We start from the raw sequence: 18,813 nt of genomic DNA on the forward strand, positions 1-18,813 counted from the left end.
CCTATTTATTAATTACAGGTACCTATAGTTTTCCACCAGTGTTCTCCACTACCTGGAGTTACCCATAATGGCCCTGTTTGAGCTTCGTATAATGTTCCTTGATATACTGCCTTATCTCCTCTATTATAGATTTGAGGGTAAGGTTTCCACGCTGCAACACCATTACAACCACCACCAGTACCACCTTCTACAGTAATCCTTACTCTAGATGATGTTGTTGATTTACCTTTATTATCTGTAGCTACTGCAGTTAGATTATGAGTTCCAGAGGTAGAATTATTCCAGTTATATGAGTATGGGCTACTTCTATCCTCTCCAAGTTTTGTTGACCCTCTATAAAACTCTACTTTGGTCACACTACCATCACTATCTGAAGCAGAGGCTCTGATTGATACTGTAGCTCCTTGTGCAAATGTTGCTCCGTTAGAAGGTGAAGTAATCGATACAGTAGGTGCTTGATTACCACCGCCGCCACCGTCGCCATACATTGCTCTAATACCTGTAAGATCTCCTTGAGAAAGCGCGCTTCTGTTTGTTGTATAAGATGACCCATCTTTTTTAACAATTGTTGGCTGACCATTTGTAGAAAATGCTCTTGAACTATACATCATAATAGATCCAAAATCTAATGTTGGAGTATACTCATCTCCATCTCTACCTCGTTGTACATAGGTCTGAAAATTATGTTCCATTCCTGATCTTATATTCTGAAAATTGATCGTTATATACTGATCTCTGTCTTTTCTACTTTGTTCATGCCATAACCCAACAGCATGTCCAATCTCATGAATAGTAGATCCTGTAGAGCATCCACCAGCAAGATTAATAGTTTGTCTTCTTCCAGTACGCCCTACCTGAGATGAACAACCACTACCTACTTGAAAATAAATATACGCAGATTGATTTGTTCTTCTTACAAATTTAAGACTCGTATTTGCCTCCCAATGTGCGATAGCTGTAGTTACTCTAGTTTGATTAGGCAGACTACTCTGTATCTCATAATATACAATGTTATTTGGCCACCTACCAGAGGTTCGCCCTACACTTTTGGCTTGAGGAGAATCATCTGGATATACAATCATATCTCCTTCTAAAATATAATCATCACCTATTTTCTCTACCTCTACAGATTGCCCATGTAATTGAATGGTAACAATCTCTCCTTTTTGGTTTGGATATGCCATTTCTGTTGACATGCCTTTTACTGTTTCTGCCTGGTTAGATGGTGTGGCTTCAAAAGCTTCTTGCTCACACGAATTAAACATCAAGCACGCTGCAAGGGTAGTTACTCCTAGTGCAGTACTTCTTAATAAATTGTTCATAATAATATAAGTTATTGTTAATATGATCTGTAAACTGCTAAATCATAAAATATATTGTTATGCACTCCTTATACCCCTTGTCCATATTTACGCTAAACAACTAACTAACAGTTGTTTTTACTAAGCTTACACTAAAAAAGAGCTTTTGAAAAAAAAAATCAAAAAAATAGCCACACGCTACTTTTTCTTAATTTTTTTATGCTTTTTTTAATAAATCACGGTAATTCTGTTTTTCTACTGACATACCTTTGTCACTCTTCGATATTACTTTTACTTTACTATTAATTCATTATTATAACATCATGATTAAAACAAATTTAGAGCCTTTTTGGGTTCTCGGGATTTCTGTACGTACTACCAAAAAAGACAATCAATTCACAAAAGATATTCCTGCTTTATGGGACACCTTTTTTTCTGAAGGTATACTACATAAAATTCCCCATAAACTAGAAGACTCAATCTATGCTGTATACACAGATTATAAAAGTGATCACACTGAAGAATACACAATGATATTGGGATGCAAAGTAAAAAATATAACAGCTATCCCAGAAGGGATGAAAAGTGTAGAAGTTGAAAAAAGTACATATACGCGATTTACAGCTAAAGGAGATATAAACAAAGGGGTAATCTATGATAAATGGGTTTCTATCTGGGATACCGATCTTGATAGAACTTATACTACCGATTTTGAACTTTATGGTGAAGAGGCTCAAAACCCTAGTGATGCAGAGGTAGATATCTTTGTAGCTATCTCATAAAAACAAGATTTGCAAATAAACCACCTCAAGGCAAGTCCAAGAAGTATTTGTTTGAAACACTCTTTAATTTTGAAACAGCCACAGAGTATTAAAACCACACTTAGTGAATAAATTATTAAAACAATATATTTTCATAAACTAAGTCTGATTTTTATATAAACACATCTTTTTTAAAAAAGATGTGTTTATATAAAAACTCCTTATCTAGTCAAGATTTCTTGAATCGAATTTTAAGTTTATTAATTTCTTCTGGATTAATATTCACAAACACTTTATTACTCTTTTTTTCTAAAAAAGAAACCTCTTCTTCTGTCACCGTAGTAATTTTATCAATTTCTATTTCTTTGGGATATGTTATTGTAAATGTTATCTCAGAATTTGTATTGGTACTCTTATCATAGATGACTGAAAGGTATAGTGCCGTATCTTCCTGGTATATATCAAAACGAGTATGTTTACTTGTTTCTATGTATTTAATAACTTCTGAAGGAGGAGATACCCATAATTCTCCTTGATTCTGTAATTCTTGTAACACCTCTATATGATTAGTATAATCAGGGATAGATATTGTACCCCAAGAACCATCTGCAACACCATGCACTTCTCTGATTGCCCATAATCCTTCTTGCACAGCCATATTAGCTACTTTATTAAGGTTTTCTATTGGTGTATTTGGGCCATGCGCATAAAATTTTAGTCCAAAATAAGGTGTATTGGTATCATTTAAAAAATCTGAACTTACTCCCTGAGTATATGCTCCTGATCTAGCTCCTAAATATTTTTTGGCAGCCAGATAGGTTAACATTTCTGTAGTATATAAATCAAAGGGAAAAGCAAAAAACAATGGTGTTACCCCTGTATTGTCGAAAATAAGCTGATGGCTTACATCTATTTCAACATCAAAATCATCAACTCCCCATATTTTTGTAGGACACCAACTCACATCAAGCCCACAATAATGATTATGTGTATGATTTATAGGTTCATGCCCATTATCAATTAATTTATTAGCAATTCCCCATTCTGTTTGATCTACCTCACTAGTTATAATAGCAAAGCCAAATTTTATATCATGATCTGTAGCAATACTATCTGCATAATTTGCTATACCATTGGCATTAGGTATCCCAAAATCATCGTGTATTAACGAATACACACCTTTACTATCATTTTTCCATTTTGACACTTCTATAGTAACATCTTTAATCTGTTCTAATACAATGGTATCATCCCCAATATCACAAGCTATAGAAAGTACCAATACTAGCATCAATAAACTGATATACATATTTCTTTTCATAATTTAAGTGGTTAGGTTATATATAATAACAATATAATCAATACACTCACAACGGTCTCATAACAGACTCATAAACAGAGGTTAAAAAACTCTTATGTCATACCTTTTAGTATCTCTTGATCTATCTTTTTATTTTACAGTTTATTTTCTCTTTTAAATTTGATATTTTAGACAAATACTAAATTCATTTGCCTATGCAAATTCATGAAACTGCATTTATTGTATCAACATACAGATCATATCATGAAGATATAAGTAAGGATATCTATGCCAAATTATGGAACAATTCCAAAACAGAATTATTGATCCCTACTATTCTAACATCTATCTCTAAGGATGAGGCAATATTACATAGTCTGAGAAATCGTTTTTTCTACGAACGAATGAACTCATTTTTCACCAAACACAATGGTGGAACATTTATCAATTTTGGAGCTGGTTTTAGTATGTACCAATTTCAGATGAACACCTCTGTATCTACTATAGAAATTGATAAACAAGATATTGTTGATTATAAAAAAGAACATGTTGACCGTTGGATCACAGAAGGTAAATTACCGCATCGAGAAATTACTTATACTGCTCTTGATTTTAATACAAAAACAGCAAAAGAAATCATCACAATACTACAACCTCTGATCAAAAAAAAACCTGTTTTTATTCTTGTTGAAGGTGTCTTTTTCTTTTTAGACACTTCTACTACAAATAAGCTATTTAATGTTTTTAATGAATTACAAGAGTCTGACGATATGGTTGGAAGTGTGTCTTATCTTCCTGAGGTAGAAAATACTGCCGTATACCACCGATTATTACATTATTTTGATAGTCATAACGATACCAATGATACATTTAGACATCAAACAATACCTAATCAATACTATCACACTATAGATGGGTATTCTCTAGAGGAACATAAAGATGAATTTGAATTGTCAAAAATATACGCCTTAGGTCATCATATTACGGATAAGTCTCAAATTCTCAATGAGAATATGTACCTTCTAAAAAAAGAAAATAAAACCTAAAAACTGACGCTTTTTTGAGAAAACCAGCCATTATAATTTTATTTTTTTACCATTTTACTATCTAAAAATAAAATATACTCACTTAACTGTATGAATTTTCTTTCTCTCTAATTCCCTCCAAATCTTACTTTTAACAGTTTTATTATGCATTTTAACATAATCTTACAACCACTACTGTAAGCATAATCCTATAACACTGCAAATCAAATAAATACATTTATTTTTGTGTCATTTCCAGCACTTCAAACAATAATTTCTTGTTAACTTTACCTAAATTAAATGTTAATTTTTTACAAACTAATCAAAATCACTTATTATGAAAAAAATCTACACTTTGAGGTATTTTTTTATGGCTTTTTTATTAATTCTTACATCTTGTAGTAAAGATGAAAATGAAGCTATTGTTGAATCTGAAAAAACTATTATTGAACCTGATTTTATTAAAAATGACGGTACAGAGGGTTTAAAAGAAGAAGTATTACAGGAAGAAGAGGCTCCTACACCAACTGAAGTTAATGCAAAAAGTTATAGACATTATAATTATACATTGCTTAAACCTTCTGATCTCACACAAACAGATGTAGATTCTATTGCCTGTGGTAACATTACAAAAATGCCATTATTAGTTGGATCTCGTAAGCAAAAGGTAGGACATGTTACTGTATCTAATGATGGAGAGAACTTATACTTGACTTTTAAGGCAAAAAGACGGAATCTTATGAAAAAGGTATATCTCTATATTGGTGCAAAAGACAATATTCCTTTCTATTCTAATGGGTTTCCTAATTTACGAAAATTTAACTATAAGGCATTTCCTTATTATTATGGGGGCACAAAAGAAGCAACATATATTATTCCTTTATCTTCTATAGATTTAGATTGTTTTGAAATCGTTGCTTATGCCAAAATATATAATAAGGACAGTAGATGTTTTTACACTTCATTTGCTTATGATCAAGAACGAACTCAACAATACAATTATTACTACGGCTGTATTCATTATGGAACTTGGGTGCGGTCTTTTGAATATTGCAAACAACAATGTCAGGATCCATGTATTCAGGCATACGGATACCATGAAGAGTGTGGATTATGCGAGAATGATGTTTTTAATACTTTCTTTGCTTATACTTTTCTAGATAATCGAGGTACAGCAGGAGTTAATGTAGAAATACTTATCAACCCTAATGGTTGTGATATTACCAATAGTCAGGAAGTAGGACACTTAAATATTTCATCAATCAGTGAATCTAAATTAAGAATAGAATATCAACTCAATTCTGGTTATGAAATGTGTGAGTTAAATTTCAATTATGGAATTTCAAGATTTGATACTCCAAACAATTATTCTCAACAGTTTAGTATGCCTACTACATCTCATGCTTTTGAAATTGAAAAACTTACAGGAGCAAACATTTATGTAGACAGTAAAGCATTGGTTACACCAGCAAATTAAAAAGATAAAATAAAACTTATAAAAACTAAAAAGCTGGATTGCTATAGCAATCCAGCTTTTTATATAAATACAATTATGTTTATTTCAATGCTTTTGCCATCACATGATACCTTGGATCATCAATATCATGCTCTATTACACTAGCTAATTTTGGCGAGGCTTTGATCATTAATGCTTGACACTCATCGCTAAGGTGTTTTATCTTAATTTTTTTTCCAGCATCTTGATATTTTCCTACCAAAGCAAATATTGCTTCTAATGCAGAATGATCAGATACTCGGGATTCCATAAAATCAATTTCAACAAATTCAGGGTCATTTTTAACATCAAACTTGTTATTAAAATCTTGTATGGATCCAAAAAACAATGGACCCCAGATTTCATATACCTTGGTACCGTCTTCTTTTATGTGTTTACGAGCACGAATTCGTTTTGCATTTTCCCAAGCAAAAACCAATGCCGAAATTATAACTCCTACAAAAACAGCAATTGCCAAATCATAAATAACCGTTACTGCAGAAACAATAATCAATACAGCCGCATCTGCCTTAGGTATTTTTCTAAGGATACGAAAACTAGACCATGCAAATGTTTCTATAACCATCATAACCATTACTCCTACCAATGCAGCAATAGGAACTTGCTCTATATATTGATCTGCAAACAATAAAAATGTTAGTAATGTCAATGCCATCATTACACCAGATAACCTCCCTCTACCGCCTGCATTAATATTTATTACAGTTTGTCCTATCATACCACATCCTCCTGTACCTCCAAACAATCCACTCAAAATATTTCCAGCTCCCTGAGCTACACATTCACGATTACCATTACCTCTAGTTTCTGTAAGTTCATCTACCAAATTCATAGTCATCAGTGATTCAATTAACCCCACTGAGGCCGCCAAAAAAGCGTATGGCAAAATAAAAGTAAGTGTATCTACCGTAAAAGGCATATACTGCCAAAATTCCATGTTTGGTGTTGGGAACTCACCAGATAATCCAGCTCCCCCACCTTCTCTAATATAAGACCCAACAGTACTCACCTTGAATTTACCCAAAATAACAACAGTTGATGTTACTAATATTGCGGTTAATGCAGCGGGTATTTTGGTTGTTATTTTTGGTAATAACCAAACGATCCCCATCGTGAGTAAAACAAAACCGACTGTGGTATACAACTCAGTCCCTTCCATAGGTATATTTATATATTTTTTTACTCCGTCAATACCTATTTCTAATTTTTTATGAGAAAACATTTTTACCTGTGCGATAAAAATCACAATAGCAAGACCATTTACAAATCCCATCATAACAGAATGTGGTATCAAACGTACAAAACGTCCTAACTTTAATACTCCAGCTCCTACTTGTATAATCCCCATTAGTATTACTGTTCCTAACAGATAATAATACCCCATGTTTTCTACAGGAACATCAAAAGCCATTCCTTTAGCATGTCCTTCTGATATCATATGTACAAAAATAACTGCTACTGCACCTGCTGCCCCAGATATTAGTCCTGGTCTACCTCCAAAAATTGCTGTTATCAATCCTATAATAAAGGCTCCTGATAATGCCACCAAAGGGTCTATCTGAGCTACAAAGGCAAAAGCCACTACTTCTGGTATCATAGCCAATGACACCGTAATTCCAGCCAATACATCATCTTTAGCATTCGGAATAATTTTTCTTACAAACTCAGTCATAATTGTGATATTTGAGGGTGCAAAAGTACAGTTATTTTATGGGTTGGCAAGTAAAATCAATTTCTTATGCCGTATATCACAAAATTGTACTAAATGATTCTAGAGAATTTTAAAACTTGAAAACTTTAGTATATTTAACTTTTTTATATACTATTCTGATGCAAAAAGTCCTTCTATTTTTCAGCTTTCTAAGTATTATCTCCTGTAATACTTCTGATACAGAAAAATCTCAAAAAATTGACTTCACCACATTATTTGAAACAAGTAAAGGTACAGAAACCCCTACATACAATGAGGTAATCTCCTATTACAAACAACTATCTGATACATACCCTACTATCCATATTCAAGAAATAGGGACAACAGATAGTGGCTACCCTTTACATATCGTTACCCTAAACCCTGAGGCTATATTTGATTTTGAGACGATAAGAAAATCTAAACGTATTCTTTTTATTAATAATGGAATTCACCCTGGAGAGAGTGATGGTATTGATGCAACTATGTTATTATATAGAGATATCGCCCAAGGTAAAATCAAACCTCCCTCTGCTACCGTTCTGGTTACCATCCCTATATACAATATAGGAGGGGCATTGAATAGAAATTCTGGTACACGAACTAATCAAAATGGTCCAAAAGAATACGGTTTTAGAGGTAATTCTCGCAATTATGACTTAAATCGTGACTTTATAAAAAGTGACACAAAGAATGCTCTATCCTTTGCTAAAATCTTTCATTTTGTACAACCTGATGTATTTATTGATAATCATGTTAGTAATGGCGCTGATTACCAATACACCTTAACTCATCTATTTACACAACATAATAAACTTGGTGGTGAACTAGGTAGTTATTTACATAAAGAAATGCACCCACAACTAGAAACTTTGCTCAAAGCAAAAGAATGGGATATCACTCCTTATGTAAATGTATGGGGAACTACTCCTGAAAAAGGGTGGACTCAATTTATGGATTCTCCCAGATATTCTACAGGATACACAACATTATGGAACACACTGGGGATGATGATTGAAACTCATATGTTAAAACCCTACAAACAAAGAGTTGAAGGTACCTATGAAATCATAAAATCAATGATTGATATTATAGAAAAAGATGGTGAAAAAATACGATTACTGCGAAATGAAAAATTCGCTAAACAACCTACACATAAAAAATATCCTATACACTGGAAAGTAGACACTACACAAGTTACAAAATTTGATTTCAAAGGGTATGAAGGAGAATTTATAGACAGTAAGATAACCAAAGCAAAACGCTTGAAATACGATCAAAACAAACCTTATAATAAAAGGGTTGTTTATAAAAATTATTTTATCCCTACGACAGAAGTCACTATCCCAAAATCCTATGTTATTCCTCAAGGTTGGTGGAATGTCATTCAATTATTAGAAGCAAACAAAGTGATTTTTGATGTCCTAAAAAAGGATACTATCATTACTGCAGAGGTATATCATATAAAAGAGTACACAACAAGAAAAACACCTTATGAGGGGCATTATTTGCATAATCAGGTATCTGTGAGTTCAAATACTGAAAAGGTTTCTTTGACAAAAGGAGATATTATAGTTGATACTGATCAAAAAGCATTTAGATATCTTATAGAAACTCTAGAACCCCAAGCTCCGGATTCTTTTTTTGCATGGAACTTTTTTGATACAATCTTACAACAAAAAGAAGGGTTTTCTCCTTATGTCTGGGAGGATAAAGCAACTGATTTATTAAAAAACAACACAGAACTACAAATTAGGTTTGAGCATAAGAAAAAAGACACTGCTTTTGCCAATAACTGGTATGCTCAGCTTGCTTGGTTACATAAACAATCTAAGAACTATGAGAAAGCCCATATGAGATATCCCATCTATCGAATTCTAAAATAATCGTTTGTCATAAATTACTTTTCCTGTCCAAATTTATCCGCCAAGAGCTCCCATAGGTCAGTATCTCCATGATCATATCCTAAAGCCCATATACCTACTCCTGATAGTTTTTTTTCTTTGATCCAATCATATTTTAAAGATAATGACAAACTATCATCAAACCAAAGTTGTTTTATCACTCCCTTTTCTTTATATATACCATATCGTGTAGAGCTTACAGTATCAAAACTTATTTTATACTTTTTTGTATCCAGCAATTCTTGAGTTGTACTATACATATCATGAGAAATAAATTTTTTGGCTTTACTAGGTACAGAAGTACCTTCGGTTATCCATGCATCTCCATAATAAGGCAATCCAACAATAAGCTTACTTGGGCTTATTCCTTCTTTAAGGTAATAATCTACCGAGGATTCTATACTGTGCTCCCCCCATATTGAACTACTTCTCAACGGAGATACTGGCCCTGCATGTTTACTAAATGCTCCATAATAATCATACGCCATAAGGGTATAAAAATCTATCGAAGTATCAATAGCTTTTATATCAAATATATTATGATAATCTACTGCATATAATGCTAATGAAACCATATACTTAGGGTTTTCCTTATGTAGATGATTTGACAACTTGACTACAAAATCACTAAACTCCTTTTTATATTTAGACGACACACCTTCAAAATCAATATTGATTCCATCTGCTTTTCTTAGCGCCAATAATATTGCTAAACTATCTGCTAATGTATTTTGAGCTTTTTGATTTTTTAAAAAGATGGCATTTTTTTTCTCCCCAAAACTAGATACAGTAAGAAACACTTTGCATTTATTAACCTTTGCACTATCAACCAAAGCGGTCGTTTTCCATTGATGAATATTATCGTATCCTCCCGTTTGCTCATTAACCATGTACGAAAAATATGAAATCCCCCATAACAAAGAAAAGTCGTAACTCTTATATGCTGATCCTTTTGAGAAAACATGCCACCCAAATGTTCTATAATCTTTATGAACAGCATATCGAGTTACAGATTTGGTATGCTGAGTAAGGTGGTTCAGGCTATCCCACTGCTCTTCTGTAGTAAAATCATATTCTTTAAATTGTTTGTAATGTGAATGATTTGGGCCTATATAAGTGCCAGAAGAGTTATAATACTTTAACACATCTTTTTCTTCACCTTCTTTTCTATTACAAGCAATTGTAAAAAAAAGAGTCACTAAAAGAATAACAAATATCTTAACTTTCATTTTTTTAGCATATCAAATTGATAACACAATTTTCACCAGAGTTCATAGAGTTTCTTGATAAAGAAAAGAGAGGCTTCACCTCCTCTTTTCTTTATCAAGTGAACTGTTTTTTTGATCGTATATAATTTCTTGTATTACAACACAGGGATACGTAAGGTCTGTCCTGGATAAATCTTATCAGGATGTTCTAGCATTGGAGTATTCGCTTCAAAAATCACATTGTACTTCATAGCATCCCCATATACTTCTTTAGAAATTTTAGAAAGCGTATCTCCACTTTTCACCACATGAAAAGTAGCTTCTGGTTCTGGGTTGGTTACCGTAATATTATCCTCTACACATCCAACACAATCTATATTACCCATTGCCAAAATGATTTTTTCTCTATCTGCATTGGTGACAGTCTGCCCTGATACCGTTACCATCTCTGAAACAGAAACATCAAGACCTGACACAGGTATGCCTAAACGATCTATTTCTGCTTTTAATAATTCTGTTTTAGTTTTTGGTGTGACAACTACTTCTTCTTTGACTGTTTCATCTTTACTGCCAAATATTTTTTTTCCAGCTCCTTTAATAAATGAAAATAAACCCATAATATTAGTTTGTTTTAGTTAGTAATTCATAAAATTGCTTATCTCCTTATTATTTGGACACAAGTATATTTTTATAAATTTAATAAAATAACGCTATGATAAATAATCATGCGAAAACAATAATTTAATATTAGCATAAGAATCCTGTAGAGCTTTCTTAGCTTTTTTAGTGTTTTTCCATTTTACTTTTGTAATCCCTTCTTCTTTTTGCGGTACTAATTCTCCTTCATAATCTGTTTTCATTTCAAACCAATACGTTACTTTTAATCGAAACTCCCCGTTTCTTTTAAAAACATGAAAACTTCGGTATAAAAACTTGGTAATCTCTAACCCCATCACTCCTGTTTCTTCTTCTACCTCACGTATTGCAGCTGTCTCCGTATCTTCTTTCTTCTCTACCTTTCCTTTAGGTAAATCCCATTTCCCGTTACGTTTGATGAATAGGATTTCTTTTTGAGCATTATACACTTTGCCCCCACCTGCTACAACCACAGGAAGTTTGGTATAAAGATGTTCTATCAACCTATCTTCCTTCTTATGATACAGATGATATCTTGCTTCTTCATGCATTGCTTCTTTATTCAAGATATCTCTTATAATTGTAGAAAAATCTGCTTCTTTAATAGGAATCGTTTGATAATCCTCTATAGACTTTTTTGTAGATAGAATAATAGGAGTATTATTCACAAAAACTTTATACATTTGCAACTATGATTTTTGATAAAGATACAGCAAAAAAAACTGCTGAAACACTACTGCAAATTAATGCAATTAAATTAAATCCGCAAGAACCTTTTACTTGGGCATCTGGATGGAAATCCCCTATTTATTGTGATAATCGAATTACACTTTCTTATCCAGAGATACGAAGCTACCTAAGTAAGCATCTTGCTAGTTTTATAGAAAAAGAGTATGGTAAGCCTGATGTAATTGCAGGAGTAGCTACTGGTGCTATTGGTATTGGAATGCTTGTTGCTGAACAACTTGACCTACCATTTATCTATGTACGTCCTGAAGCCAAGAAACATGGCAGAAAGAATCAAATTGAAGGTATTGTTCCTACTGGCAAAAATGTAGTTGTCGTAGAAGATCTAATAAGTACAGGGAAGAGTAGTCTCAACGCTGTAGCTGCCCTAAAAGAAGTAAATGCGCATGTAAAAGGAATGGTAGCTATATTTAATTATGGTTTTGATATAGCAGTACAAAATTTTAAAGACGCGGCATTATCTTTGCACACTCTAAGCAATTATGAAAACCTTTTGGAGCAAGCTCTAGACACAGACTATATTACAAAAGAACAAGAACAAACATTACAAAGCTGGAGAATAAATCCTGCCGAGTGGAACATCTAATAACTTAAACAACATCATGAACTTAGAAAGCCCTACTGTAATTGTAAACAAAACAGCAAAAGAGGTGTTTGATTTTTTAACCAAGGTTGAGAATTTTGAACAACTTATGCCAGAAAGCAAACAAAAATTTGAAAAAATAAATGATTCAAGGTTCCTTTTTCAACTAAAAGGAATGCCTGAATTAGTCCTAGATCAAAAAAGCAATACTAGCCCTAGTCAGGTAGTATTAGGGGCTGCAAGCGACAAACTCCCTTTTACATTAACTGCTGATATTACTGATACCGAAGAAGGAAAAAGTACAACAAAACTTACTTTTGAAGGTAAATTCAACACGATGATGTCAATGATGATCAAAAACCCAATTCAGAATTTTATCAACACACTAAGCGAAAATATAAGTAAGCTATAACTAATATAATAGCTTAACCTCTTTTAGATCAAAATCTGAAATAATATCGTCTTCAATTAAAACCTGTAATTTACCTTCGTTAGTTACAGATTTGATAATTCCAACAAAAGACTCTCCCTTTGCGTTCATAAATGCAGAGGGTTTATTTTTTCTAAAAAGGACCTCTTCATACTCCTTTTTAATACTATGGTAATTAGAAGCTACTAATTCTAAAAAGCGTTTTTGTAACCTTTGTAGTAATGAATTCAATACTTCTTCTACTTCTAGATTATACCCTAAAATCTGTTTTAAAGAGCCAGCTTGAGGAAGATTATCAAAGTTTATTTGATTTACATTAATCCCTACACCGATAACAGCACCAATCATACTGCCATTCTTAACCACATTTTCTATCAAAATACCACATAACTTCTGGCGATCTGACAGAATGTCGTTAGGCCATTTTATAGATAATTTAGTAATCATCATACTTCTTAATGTATCATAAACAGCTAAAGATGTAACCATAGAAATAAAAAACTGATCTACTAGCGGTACTCCTTGAATTGGTATAAACACACTACATGTAAGGTTTTCTCCTGGGTTACTTTGCCAGACTGTACCCATTTGTCCTTTTCCAGCAAGTTGTTCTCTTGCCAAAACACAAATCGGATCTACTTGTTTTTTTTTACGAATTAATTCCCTTAGGAAAATATTTGTGGAGTCAATGGCATCAACTTTGATTATATGCATGTATAAGGTGTAAAAGTTTTATAAATGTCCGACTAATACAGACATTAAAATCATAAAAAGTAATAACTTTACGCAAATTAAAAAAATGCATGACTAAAAAAGAAATCGGCAACGATCAATTAATTACCCAAATATTAAAAGGTATTGAAGAAGTAAAAGGAAATGATATCACTATCTTAGATCTTAGAGATATCGAAAACACCGTATGTAGTTACTTTGTAATCTGTAACGGAACTTCTAATACTCAAGTAAATGCAATTGTAAGTTCTATCCAAAAAACAGTAAGTAAAGAGTTAAAAGACAAGCCTTGGCATGTAGAGGGTAGCGAAAATGCAGAATGGGTACTAATTGATTACGTTCACGTCGTTGTACATGTTTTTCAAAAACATATCAGAGAATTCTACGATATAGAAGGACTCTGGGGGGATGCAAAGACTACAGCTATTGAAACAAATTATTAAAAGAAAACCGTAAATGGCCAAAGAAAATAAAAAAACAGAACCGAATAAAAAGCCAAAATTTAGCGCCTATTGGATTTATGCGATCATTATTGTTGGTTTTTTAGTACTAAATTTTATGGGAGGAAGTGGATTAGGATCTGCCCCTACTACCTCTCCTTCTGAGTTTCAGGATTTTCTGAGCAATGGAGAAGTTGAAAAAGTAGTGATTATTAATCGCCGTAAAGCAAAAGTCTTTCTTACTCCAGAAGCCAAATCATTAGAAAAACACCAAAAGAAACAAAACAAATCACTGTTACCAGCAAGTCCTAGTGATCCTGATTATCAGTTTGAATTTGGTGATTTACAAAATTTTGAAAATAAAATTGCTACAATAAAAAGCAAAAACGGTTTAAGCACGCAAGTAAATTATGACACAGAAAGCAATGTGTGGGGAGAAATCTTTATTACTCTTTTGCCTTTTGCTCTAATTATTGGAGTATGGATATTTATCATGCGAAGAATGAGTGGAGGTTCTGGCGGTGGTGCTGGAGGTCAAATATTCAATATAGGAAAATCTAAAGCAAAACTCTTTGATCAAAACACAGAAGTAAAAGTTTCTTTTGAAAATGTAGCGGGTCTTGAAGGAGCTAAAGAAGAGGTGCAAGAAATTGTAGATTTTCTTAAAAATCCTGAAAAATATACTTCTTTAGGAGGTAAAATCCCAAAAGGAGCATTACTTGTTGGACCTCCTGGAACTGGTAAAACATTATTAGCAAAAGCTGTTGCTGGTGAGGCCAAAGTACCATTCTTCTCATTATCTGGATCAGATTTTGTAGAAATGTTTGTGGGAGTAGGTGCCTCTCGTGTAAGAGATCTATTTAAACAAGCTAAAGAAAAATCTCCTGCAATTATTTTTATTGATGAAATTGATGCAGTTGGTAGAGCTCGTGGTAAAAGTAATTTCTCAGGGTCTAATGACGAAAGAGAAAATACACTAAACCAATTACTTACAGAAATGGATGGTTTTGGAACCAACACCAACGTTATTGTAATAGCTGCTACTAACCGTGCTGATGTATTAGATAAAGCATTACTACGTGCAGGTCGTTTTGACCGTCAGATATACGTAGATTTACCTGACATTAGAGAACGTAAAGAAATTTTTGATGTTCATTTAAAACCCCTTAAAAAGGTAGAAAATGAACTAGACACAGAATTTATGGCTAAACAAACCCCTGGATTCTCTGGAGCTGATATTGCCAATGTTTGTAATGAAGCTGCCTTGATTGCTGCCAGAAAAGGTAATAGTGCTGTAGGTAAACAAGATTTTCTTGATGCTGTAGATAGGATTGTTGGTGGTTTAGAGAAAAAGAATAAAATTATTACCCCAGAAGAAAAGAGAGCTATCGCTTTTCATGAAGCTGGTCATGCAACTGTAAGCTGGATGCTGGAACATGCTGCACCACTAGTAAAAGTAACCATTGTACCAAGAGGGCAATCTCTAGGAGCTGCATGGTATCTACCAGAAGAAAGGCTTATCGTAAGACCTAACCAAATGCTAGATGAGATGTGTGCCGCATTAGGAGGTCGTGCTGCTGAAAAAGTTATTTTTAACGAAATTTCTACTGGAGCTTTGAGTGATCTTGAGAAAGTTACAAAACAAGCAAGAGCAATGGTAACTGTATATGGATTGAATGATAAAGTAGGAAATTTAACGTATTACGATTCATCAGGGCAAAGTGAATACAATTTCACTAAACCTTATAGCGAGCAAACCAGTGAATTAATTGATAAAGAAATCTCTAATATTATCGAGATGCAATATCAAAGAGCTATTGATCTTTTAGAGAAACATAAAGATAAATTAACGGAGCTTGCAGAAGTACTCTTAGAAAAAGAAGTTATCTTCAAAGATAATCTAGAAAAAATATTCGGAGAACGTCCATTCGGTAAAAAAGAAGAAGAAATCGTAAACGAACCTTCTTAAAAACTACCGTTTTTACAAGTAAATTGAAAAATCTTAGCCTAATGAGAATATTAGGTTAAGATTTTTTTTATCTTTGGAGGTAATGTAAAACCGTAATCCCCCAATCTCAATCTAAAATGAGTCTATTTAGAAGAATCTTTTCCTCAAAATCTAAATCAGACCAAAAGGCTAAAGAACGTCACACAGAAGATCGTAGTAAATATATGCCTGAAATCGATCTACCGATCGATGAAAGCTTTATGATAAACTTCAAAAGAAATGGAGGTAAGTTTCTTTATTGTGATAACGAAAATGAAGTTTCTGATTCTTTTGATAAAATTCTTTTGGAAAATGACTGGTACGAAAAAGAAGTATGTTGTTTTGATAACAGCCTTGAGCATAAATTTTCTGGCTTTAATTTAAGTTTTGTAAAAAACTTTTCTGCTTCTTTCTTTTTCGCTACTTGTGAATATTTAATCGCAGATAGTGGCGCCATATTAATCTCTTCTAACCAACTTAGAGAGAAAAAACTTACCGAATTACCTGACAATTTTGTAATCCTTGCAGCTACAAGTCAATTAGTTAAGAATATCGGAGAAGGACTCAAAGGAATCAAAAACAAAAACCGAAACGCAATCCCCTCAAACATTACAACCATCAAGGATTTTGAACCACAAAAAGAAAAAGATTTCTTAAGCTACGGAAGTAGTTCAAAAAATTTATATTTGCTCCTTCTGGAAGACCTATAACATGAAAGAACTGCTTACAAGATCTTTATCGGGACTTTTATATGTCTCTATATTACTACTCTCAATATTTATCAATAAATATACTTTTATTGGGGTATTTTTTATTTTTGGAATAATCACTATCTATGAGTTCCAAAAATTAATTTACCTTAAAAACAAAAGACTCTATGTAATATTCATTGCCCTTTTGGTTATATTACACCTATGTCAAGATGAGCTTTATTACTACTTTATATTACCTGTATTAGCTCTTACTATTATCACTGAGTTGTTTTTGGTAAAAGATCTGGTCACCATTCGAATTATACCCATGTTCGAAAAAAGAAAATACCTGACCACTATCTTCTATTTGATCACATCGATTATATTTTCTACACTCCTACCTAATTACTCTGGAGAATACCAACCATTTATTATAGCAGGGGCATTTTTGATAACTTGGGTGAATGACACCTTTGCATATTTAGTTGGTAAAAATTTTGGAAAACACAAATTATTAGAACGAATATCTCCTAAAAAAACGGTAGAAGGTTTTATTGGAGGTTTTATATTCTCATTGATTGCTGGATACCTTATCGCTATATTTTCTGACACATTATCTATTACAGTTTGGTTGATTATAAGCATAATTATGAGTATTTTTGGCACACTGGGAGATCTCATACAATCTAAGTTTAAAAGGCAAGCAGGTGTCAAAGATAGTGGCACTATAATGCCTGGTCACGGAGGCATATATGATCGATTAGATAGTATTATATTTGCTAGCCCATTTTTATACGCATTTTTACAAATACTGAAGCATGTTTCATAAAGAAGGATATAAAATAATATCAATAACACTCGTATTATTTCTAGGCATTAATTTAGCTGCTTATGTTGCTATTCAAATCAAAGAATTGCAAATCGCTATATTTTCTACAACACTAGTCTTTTTAATTCTGATCTTACAATTTTTCAGAAACCCAAAAAGAGTCACAAAAATAGATGAAAGCACAATAGTTTCGCCAGTAGATGGAAAAGTTGTAGTTATTGAAGAAGTATACGAGAAAGAACATTTTAAAGATAAACGACTACAAGTATCTATCTTTATGTCACCTATCAATGTGCATGTCACCAGACACCCTATTGGAGGAGAAGTAGTCTTTAGCAAGTATCATCCAGGAAAATACCTTGTTGCATGGCACCCTAAAGCTTCTGAAGAAAACGAAAGAACAACTGTTGTGGTAAAAAATAATGCTATCACAATTCTATATCGTCAAATTGCTGGAGCATTAGCAAAGAGAATTGTAAACTATGCTACAGAAGGAGAAAAAGTAATTCAAGGTTCTGACAGTGGATTTATTAAATTTGGATCTAGAGTTGATGTATATCTACCTATAGGAACCAAAGTAGATGTAAGCCTTGATCAAAAAGTCAGAGGAGGAGAAAGTGTTATTGCTTCCTTATAACAACAATAAATTCCAAAAAAGTTTTAAATAAACTTTATATTAATTAAGAATAGTAATCTTATAATCATTTTTGAATTTCCCCAAATACAAATTCTGAAAAAAGGAGTTTTCTTAAACATGACTGAAGAAGAATTAAATATCGCCTTTGAGAATGCATATGAGCGTGCCTGCAATACCAAAATACAGTTACCTCCAGACATCATGCTTTATTTCTATGCTTACTACAAGCGAGCCACACACACAGAAAGCCTATTCACCCCATCAGGAAATAGCGAGCTTAGAAATGCCTTTAAGCTAAATGCATTTTTTCAAGCAAAACATCTTACACCAAAAGAGGCCAAAGAAAAATACATTGACATGGTCAACAAACATATTACAGATTAAAAAAAAACTTT

The 18,813-nt window shown here is 32.8% G+C and carries 19 protein-coding genes; 12 read left to right on the top strand and 7 right to left on the bottom strand.

Annotated elements, in window-relative coordinates; translation table 11 throughout:
* Nucleotides 1–8: 8 nt before the first annotated feature.
* Nucleotides 9–1,322: a M12 family metallopeptidase gene (locus DG508_RS09520; protein WP_159090783.1), complete on the bottom strand. Its 1,314-nt coding sequence runs from the start codon at nucleotides 1,320–1,322 to the stop codon at nucleotides 9–11.
* Nucleotides 1,323–1,624: 302 nt separating this feature from the next.
* On the opposite strand from DG508_RS09520, the gene DG508_RS09525 reads away from it, so the two are divergent.
* Nucleotides 1,625–2,083, top strand: a complete 459-nt coding sequence (locus DG508_RS09525) for a GyrI-like domain-containing protein (protein ID WP_108867919.1) — start codon at nucleotides 1,625–1,627, stop codon at nucleotides 2,081–2,083.
* A gap of 208 nt (nucleotides 2,084–2,291) precedes the next feature.
* Here DG508_RS09525 and DG508_RS09530 read toward each other — a convergent pair whose 3' ends face one another.
* Nucleotides 2,292–3,383, bottom strand: coding sequence for a polysaccharide deacetylase family protein (locus DG508_RS09530; protein ID WP_108867920.1), 1,092 nt, complete (start codon nucleotides 3,381–3,383; stop codon nucleotides 2,292–2,294).
* A gap of 194 nt (nucleotides 3,384–3,577) precedes the next feature.
* Between DG508_RS09530 and DG508_RS09535 the strand changes: the two genes are divergently transcribed.
* Entirely contained in the window at nucleotides 3,578–4,408 is an 831-nt protein-coding gene (locus DG508_RS09535) for a class I SAM-dependent methyltransferase (protein WP_108867921.1), read from the top strand.
* A gap of 316 nt (nucleotides 4,409–4,724) precedes the next feature.
* Nucleotides 4,725–5,864 (top strand): hypothetical protein, encoded by a 1,140-nt coding sequence (locus DG508_RS09540; RefSeq protein ID WP_108867922.1) that lies wholly within the window; start codon nucleotides 4,725–4,727, stop codon nucleotides 5,862–5,864.
* A 79-nt stretch (nucleotides 5,865–5,943) separates the two neighbouring features.
* Here DG508_RS09540 and DG508_RS09545 read toward each other — a convergent pair whose 3' ends face one another.
* Entirely contained in the window at nucleotides 5,944–7,575 is a 1,632-nt protein-coding gene (locus DG508_RS09545; RefSeq protein WP_108867923.1) for a SulP family inorganic anion transporter, read from the bottom strand.
* Nucleotides 7,576–7,733: 158 nt separating this feature from the next.
* On the opposite strand from DG508_RS09545, the gene DG508_RS09550 reads away from it, so the two are divergent.
* On the top strand, nucleotides 7,734–9,479 hold the full coding sequence (locus DG508_RS09550) for a M14 family metallopeptidase (protein WP_108867924.1): 1,746 nt from the start codon (nucleotides 7,734–7,736) through the stop codon (nucleotides 9,477–9,479).
* A 14-nt stretch (nucleotides 9,480–9,493) separates the two neighbouring features.
* Here the strand turns inward: DG508_RS09550 and DG508_RS09555 are convergent, their stop codons facing one another.
* The 3 genes from DG508_RS09555 to DG508_RS09565 all read right to left on the bottom strand — a co-directional run bounded on the left by DG508_RS09555 (nucleotide 9,494) and on the right by DG508_RS09565 (nucleotide 12,024).
* On the bottom strand, nucleotides 9,494–10,726 hold the full coding sequence (locus DG508_RS09555) for a glycoside hydrolase family 18 protein (RefSeq protein WP_108867925.1): 1,233 nt from the start codon (nucleotides 10,724–10,726) through the stop codon (nucleotides 9,494–9,496).
* A gap of 134 nt (nucleotides 10,727–10,860) precedes the next feature.
* Nucleotides 10,861–11,322, bottom strand: a complete 462-nt coding sequence (lysM, locus tag DG508_RS09560) for a peptidoglycan-binding protein LysM (RefSeq protein ID WP_108867926.1) — start codon at nucleotides 11,320–11,322, stop codon at nucleotides 10,861–10,863.
* Nucleotides 11,323–11,415: 93 nt separating this feature from the next.
* Nucleotides 11,416–12,024, bottom strand: coding sequence for an NUDIX hydrolase (locus tag DG508_RS09565; protein ID WP_108867927.1), 609 nt, complete (start codon nucleotides 12,022–12,024; stop codon nucleotides 11,416–11,418).
* Between the two features lie 8 nt (nucleotides 12,025–12,032).
* Between DG508_RS09565 and pyrE the strand changes: the two genes are divergently transcribed.
* Nucleotides 12,033–12,674: an orotate phosphoribosyltransferase gene (gene pyrE, locus DG508_RS09570; RefSeq protein ID WP_108867928.1), complete on the top strand. Its 642-nt coding sequence runs from the start codon at nucleotides 12,033–12,035 to the stop codon at nucleotides 12,672–12,674.
* Nucleotides 12,675–12,690: 16 nt separating this feature from the next.
* On the top strand, nucleotides 12,691–13,083 hold the full coding sequence (locus DG508_RS09575) for an SRPBCC family protein (protein WP_108867929.1): 393 nt from the start codon (nucleotides 12,691–12,693) through the stop codon (nucleotides 13,081–13,083).
* On the opposite strand, the gene DG508_RS09580 is transcribed toward DG508_RS09575, so the two are convergent.
* A complete protein-coding gene (locus DG508_RS09580) occupies nucleotides 13,084–13,815 on the bottom strand; it encodes a biotin--[acetyl-CoA-carboxylase] ligase (protein WP_108867930.1) in 732 nt (243 codons plus the stop codon).
* Between the two features lie 89 nt (nucleotides 13,816–13,904).
* Between DG508_RS09580 and rsfS the strand changes: the two genes are divergently transcribed.
* From rsfS to DG508_RS09610, 6 genes are all read left to right on the top strand, one after another.
* Complete coding sequence (gene rsfS / locus DG508_RS09585; RefSeq protein WP_108867931.1) at nucleotides 13,905–14,276, top strand: ribosome silencing factor; 372 nt, start codon at nucleotides 13,905–13,907, stop codon at nucleotides 14,274–14,276.
* A 13-nt stretch (nucleotides 14,277–14,289) separates the two neighbouring features.
* Entirely contained in the window at nucleotides 14,290–16,242 is a 1,953-nt protein-coding gene (gene ftsH, locus DG508_RS09590) for an ATP-dependent zinc metalloprotease FtsH (protein WP_108867932.1), read from the top strand.
* A gap of 116 nt (nucleotides 16,243–16,358) precedes the next feature.
* Nucleotides 16,359–16,970: an LUD domain-containing protein gene (locus DG508_RS09595; protein ID WP_108867933.1), complete on the top strand. Its 612-nt coding sequence runs from the start codon at nucleotides 16,359–16,361 to the stop codon at nucleotides 16,968–16,970.
* A gap of 1 nt (nucleotide 16,971) precedes the next feature.
* A complete protein-coding gene (locus DG508_RS09600) occupies nucleotides 16,972–17,781 on the top strand; it encodes a phosphatidate cytidylyltransferase (protein ID WP_108867934.1) in 810 nt (269 codons plus the stop codon).
* Nucleotides 17,771–18,418, top strand: a complete 648-nt coding sequence (locus DG508_RS09605; RefSeq protein ID WP_108867935.1) for a phosphatidylserine decarboxylase family protein — start codon at nucleotides 17,771–17,773, stop codon at nucleotides 18,416–18,418. Before DG508_RS09600 ends, DG508_RS09605 begins: the two co-directional genes overlap by 11 nt.
* Before the next feature lie 117 nt (nucleotides 18,419–18,535).
* On the top strand, nucleotides 18,536–18,802 hold the full coding sequence (locus tag DG508_RS09610; RefSeq protein ID WP_103865678.1) for an acyl-CoA-binding protein: 267 nt from the start codon (nucleotides 18,536–18,538) through the stop codon (nucleotides 18,800–18,802).
* Nucleotides 18,803–18,813: the final 11 nt, after the last annotated feature.

The sequence above is a fragment of the Aquimarina aquimarini genome, from assembly GCF_900299535.1.
Classification (GTDB): Bacteria; Bacteroidota; Bacteroidia; order Flavobacteriales; family Flavobacteriaceae; genus Aquimarina; species Aquimarina aquimarini.

Coding starts and splice junctions, on each gene's coding strand:
- DG508_RS09565 (WP_108867927.1), bottom strand. CDS start 12,024: ATGTATAAAGTTTTTGTGAATAATACTCCTATTATTCTATCTACAAAA.
- rsfS (WP_108867931.1), top strand. CDS start 13,905: ATGACTAAAAAAGAAATCGGCAACGATCAATTAATTACCCAAATATTA.
- DG508_RS09530 (WP_108867920.1), bottom strand. CDS start 3,383: ATGAAAAGAAATATGTATATCAGTTTATTGATGCTAGTATTGGTACTT.
- DG508_RS09545 (WP_108867923.1), bottom strand. CDS start 7,575: ATGACTGAGTTTGTAAGAAAAATTATTCCGAATGCTAAAGATGATGTA.
- DG508_RS09540 (WP_108867922.1), top strand. CDS start 4,725: ATGAAAAAAATCTACACTTTGAGGTATTTTTTTATGGCTTTTTTATTA.
- lysM (WP_108867926.1), bottom strand. CDS start 11,322: ATGGGTTTATTTTCATTTATTAAAGGAGCTGGAAAAAAAATATTTGGC.
- DG508_RS09520 (WP_159090783.1), bottom strand. CDS start 1,322: ATGAACAATTTATTAAGAAGTACTGCACTAGGAGTAACTACCCTTGCA.
- DG508_RS09600 (WP_108867934.1), top strand. CDS start 16,972: ATGAAAGAACTGCTTACAAGATCTTTATCGGGACTTTTATATGTCTCT.
- DG508_RS09525 (WP_108867919.1), top strand. CDS start 1,625: ATGATTAAAACAAATTTAGAGCCTTTTTGGGTTCTCGGGATTTCTGTA.
- DG508_RS09595 (WP_108867933.1), top strand. CDS start 16,359: ATGAGTCTATTTAGAAGAATCTTTTCCTCAAAATCTAAATCAGACCAA.
- DG508_RS09575 (WP_108867929.1), top strand. CDS start 12,691: ATGAACTTAGAAAGCCCTACTGTAATTGTAAACAAAACAGCAAAAGAG.
- DG508_RS09555 (WP_108867925.1), bottom strand. CDS start 10,726: ATGAAAGTTAAGATATTTGTTATTCTTTTAGTGACTCTTTTTTTTACA.
- DG508_RS09610 (WP_103865678.1), top strand. CDS start 18,536: ATGACTGAAGAAGAATTAAATATCGCCTTTGAGAATGCATATGAGCGT.
- DG508_RS09535 (WP_108867921.1), top strand. CDS start 3,578: ATGCAAATTCATGAAACTGCATTTATTGTATCAACATACAGATCATAT.
- pyrE (WP_108867928.1), top strand. CDS start 12,033: ATGATTTTTGATAAAGATACAGCAAAAAAAACTGCTGAAACACTACTG.
- DG508_RS09580 (WP_108867930.1), bottom strand. CDS start 13,815: ATGCATATAATCAAAGTTGATGCCATTGACTCCACAAATATTTTCCTA.
- ftsH (WP_108867932.1), top strand. CDS start 14,290: ATGGCCAAAGAAAATAAAAAAACAGAACCGAATAAAAAGCCAAAATTT.
- DG508_RS09605 (WP_108867935.1), top strand. CDS start 17,771: ATGTTTCATAAAGAAGGATATAAAATAATATCAATAACACTCGTATTA.
- DG508_RS09550 (WP_108867924.1), top strand. CDS start 7,734: ATGCAAAAAGTCCTTCTATTTTTCAGCTTTCTAAGTATTATCTCCTGT.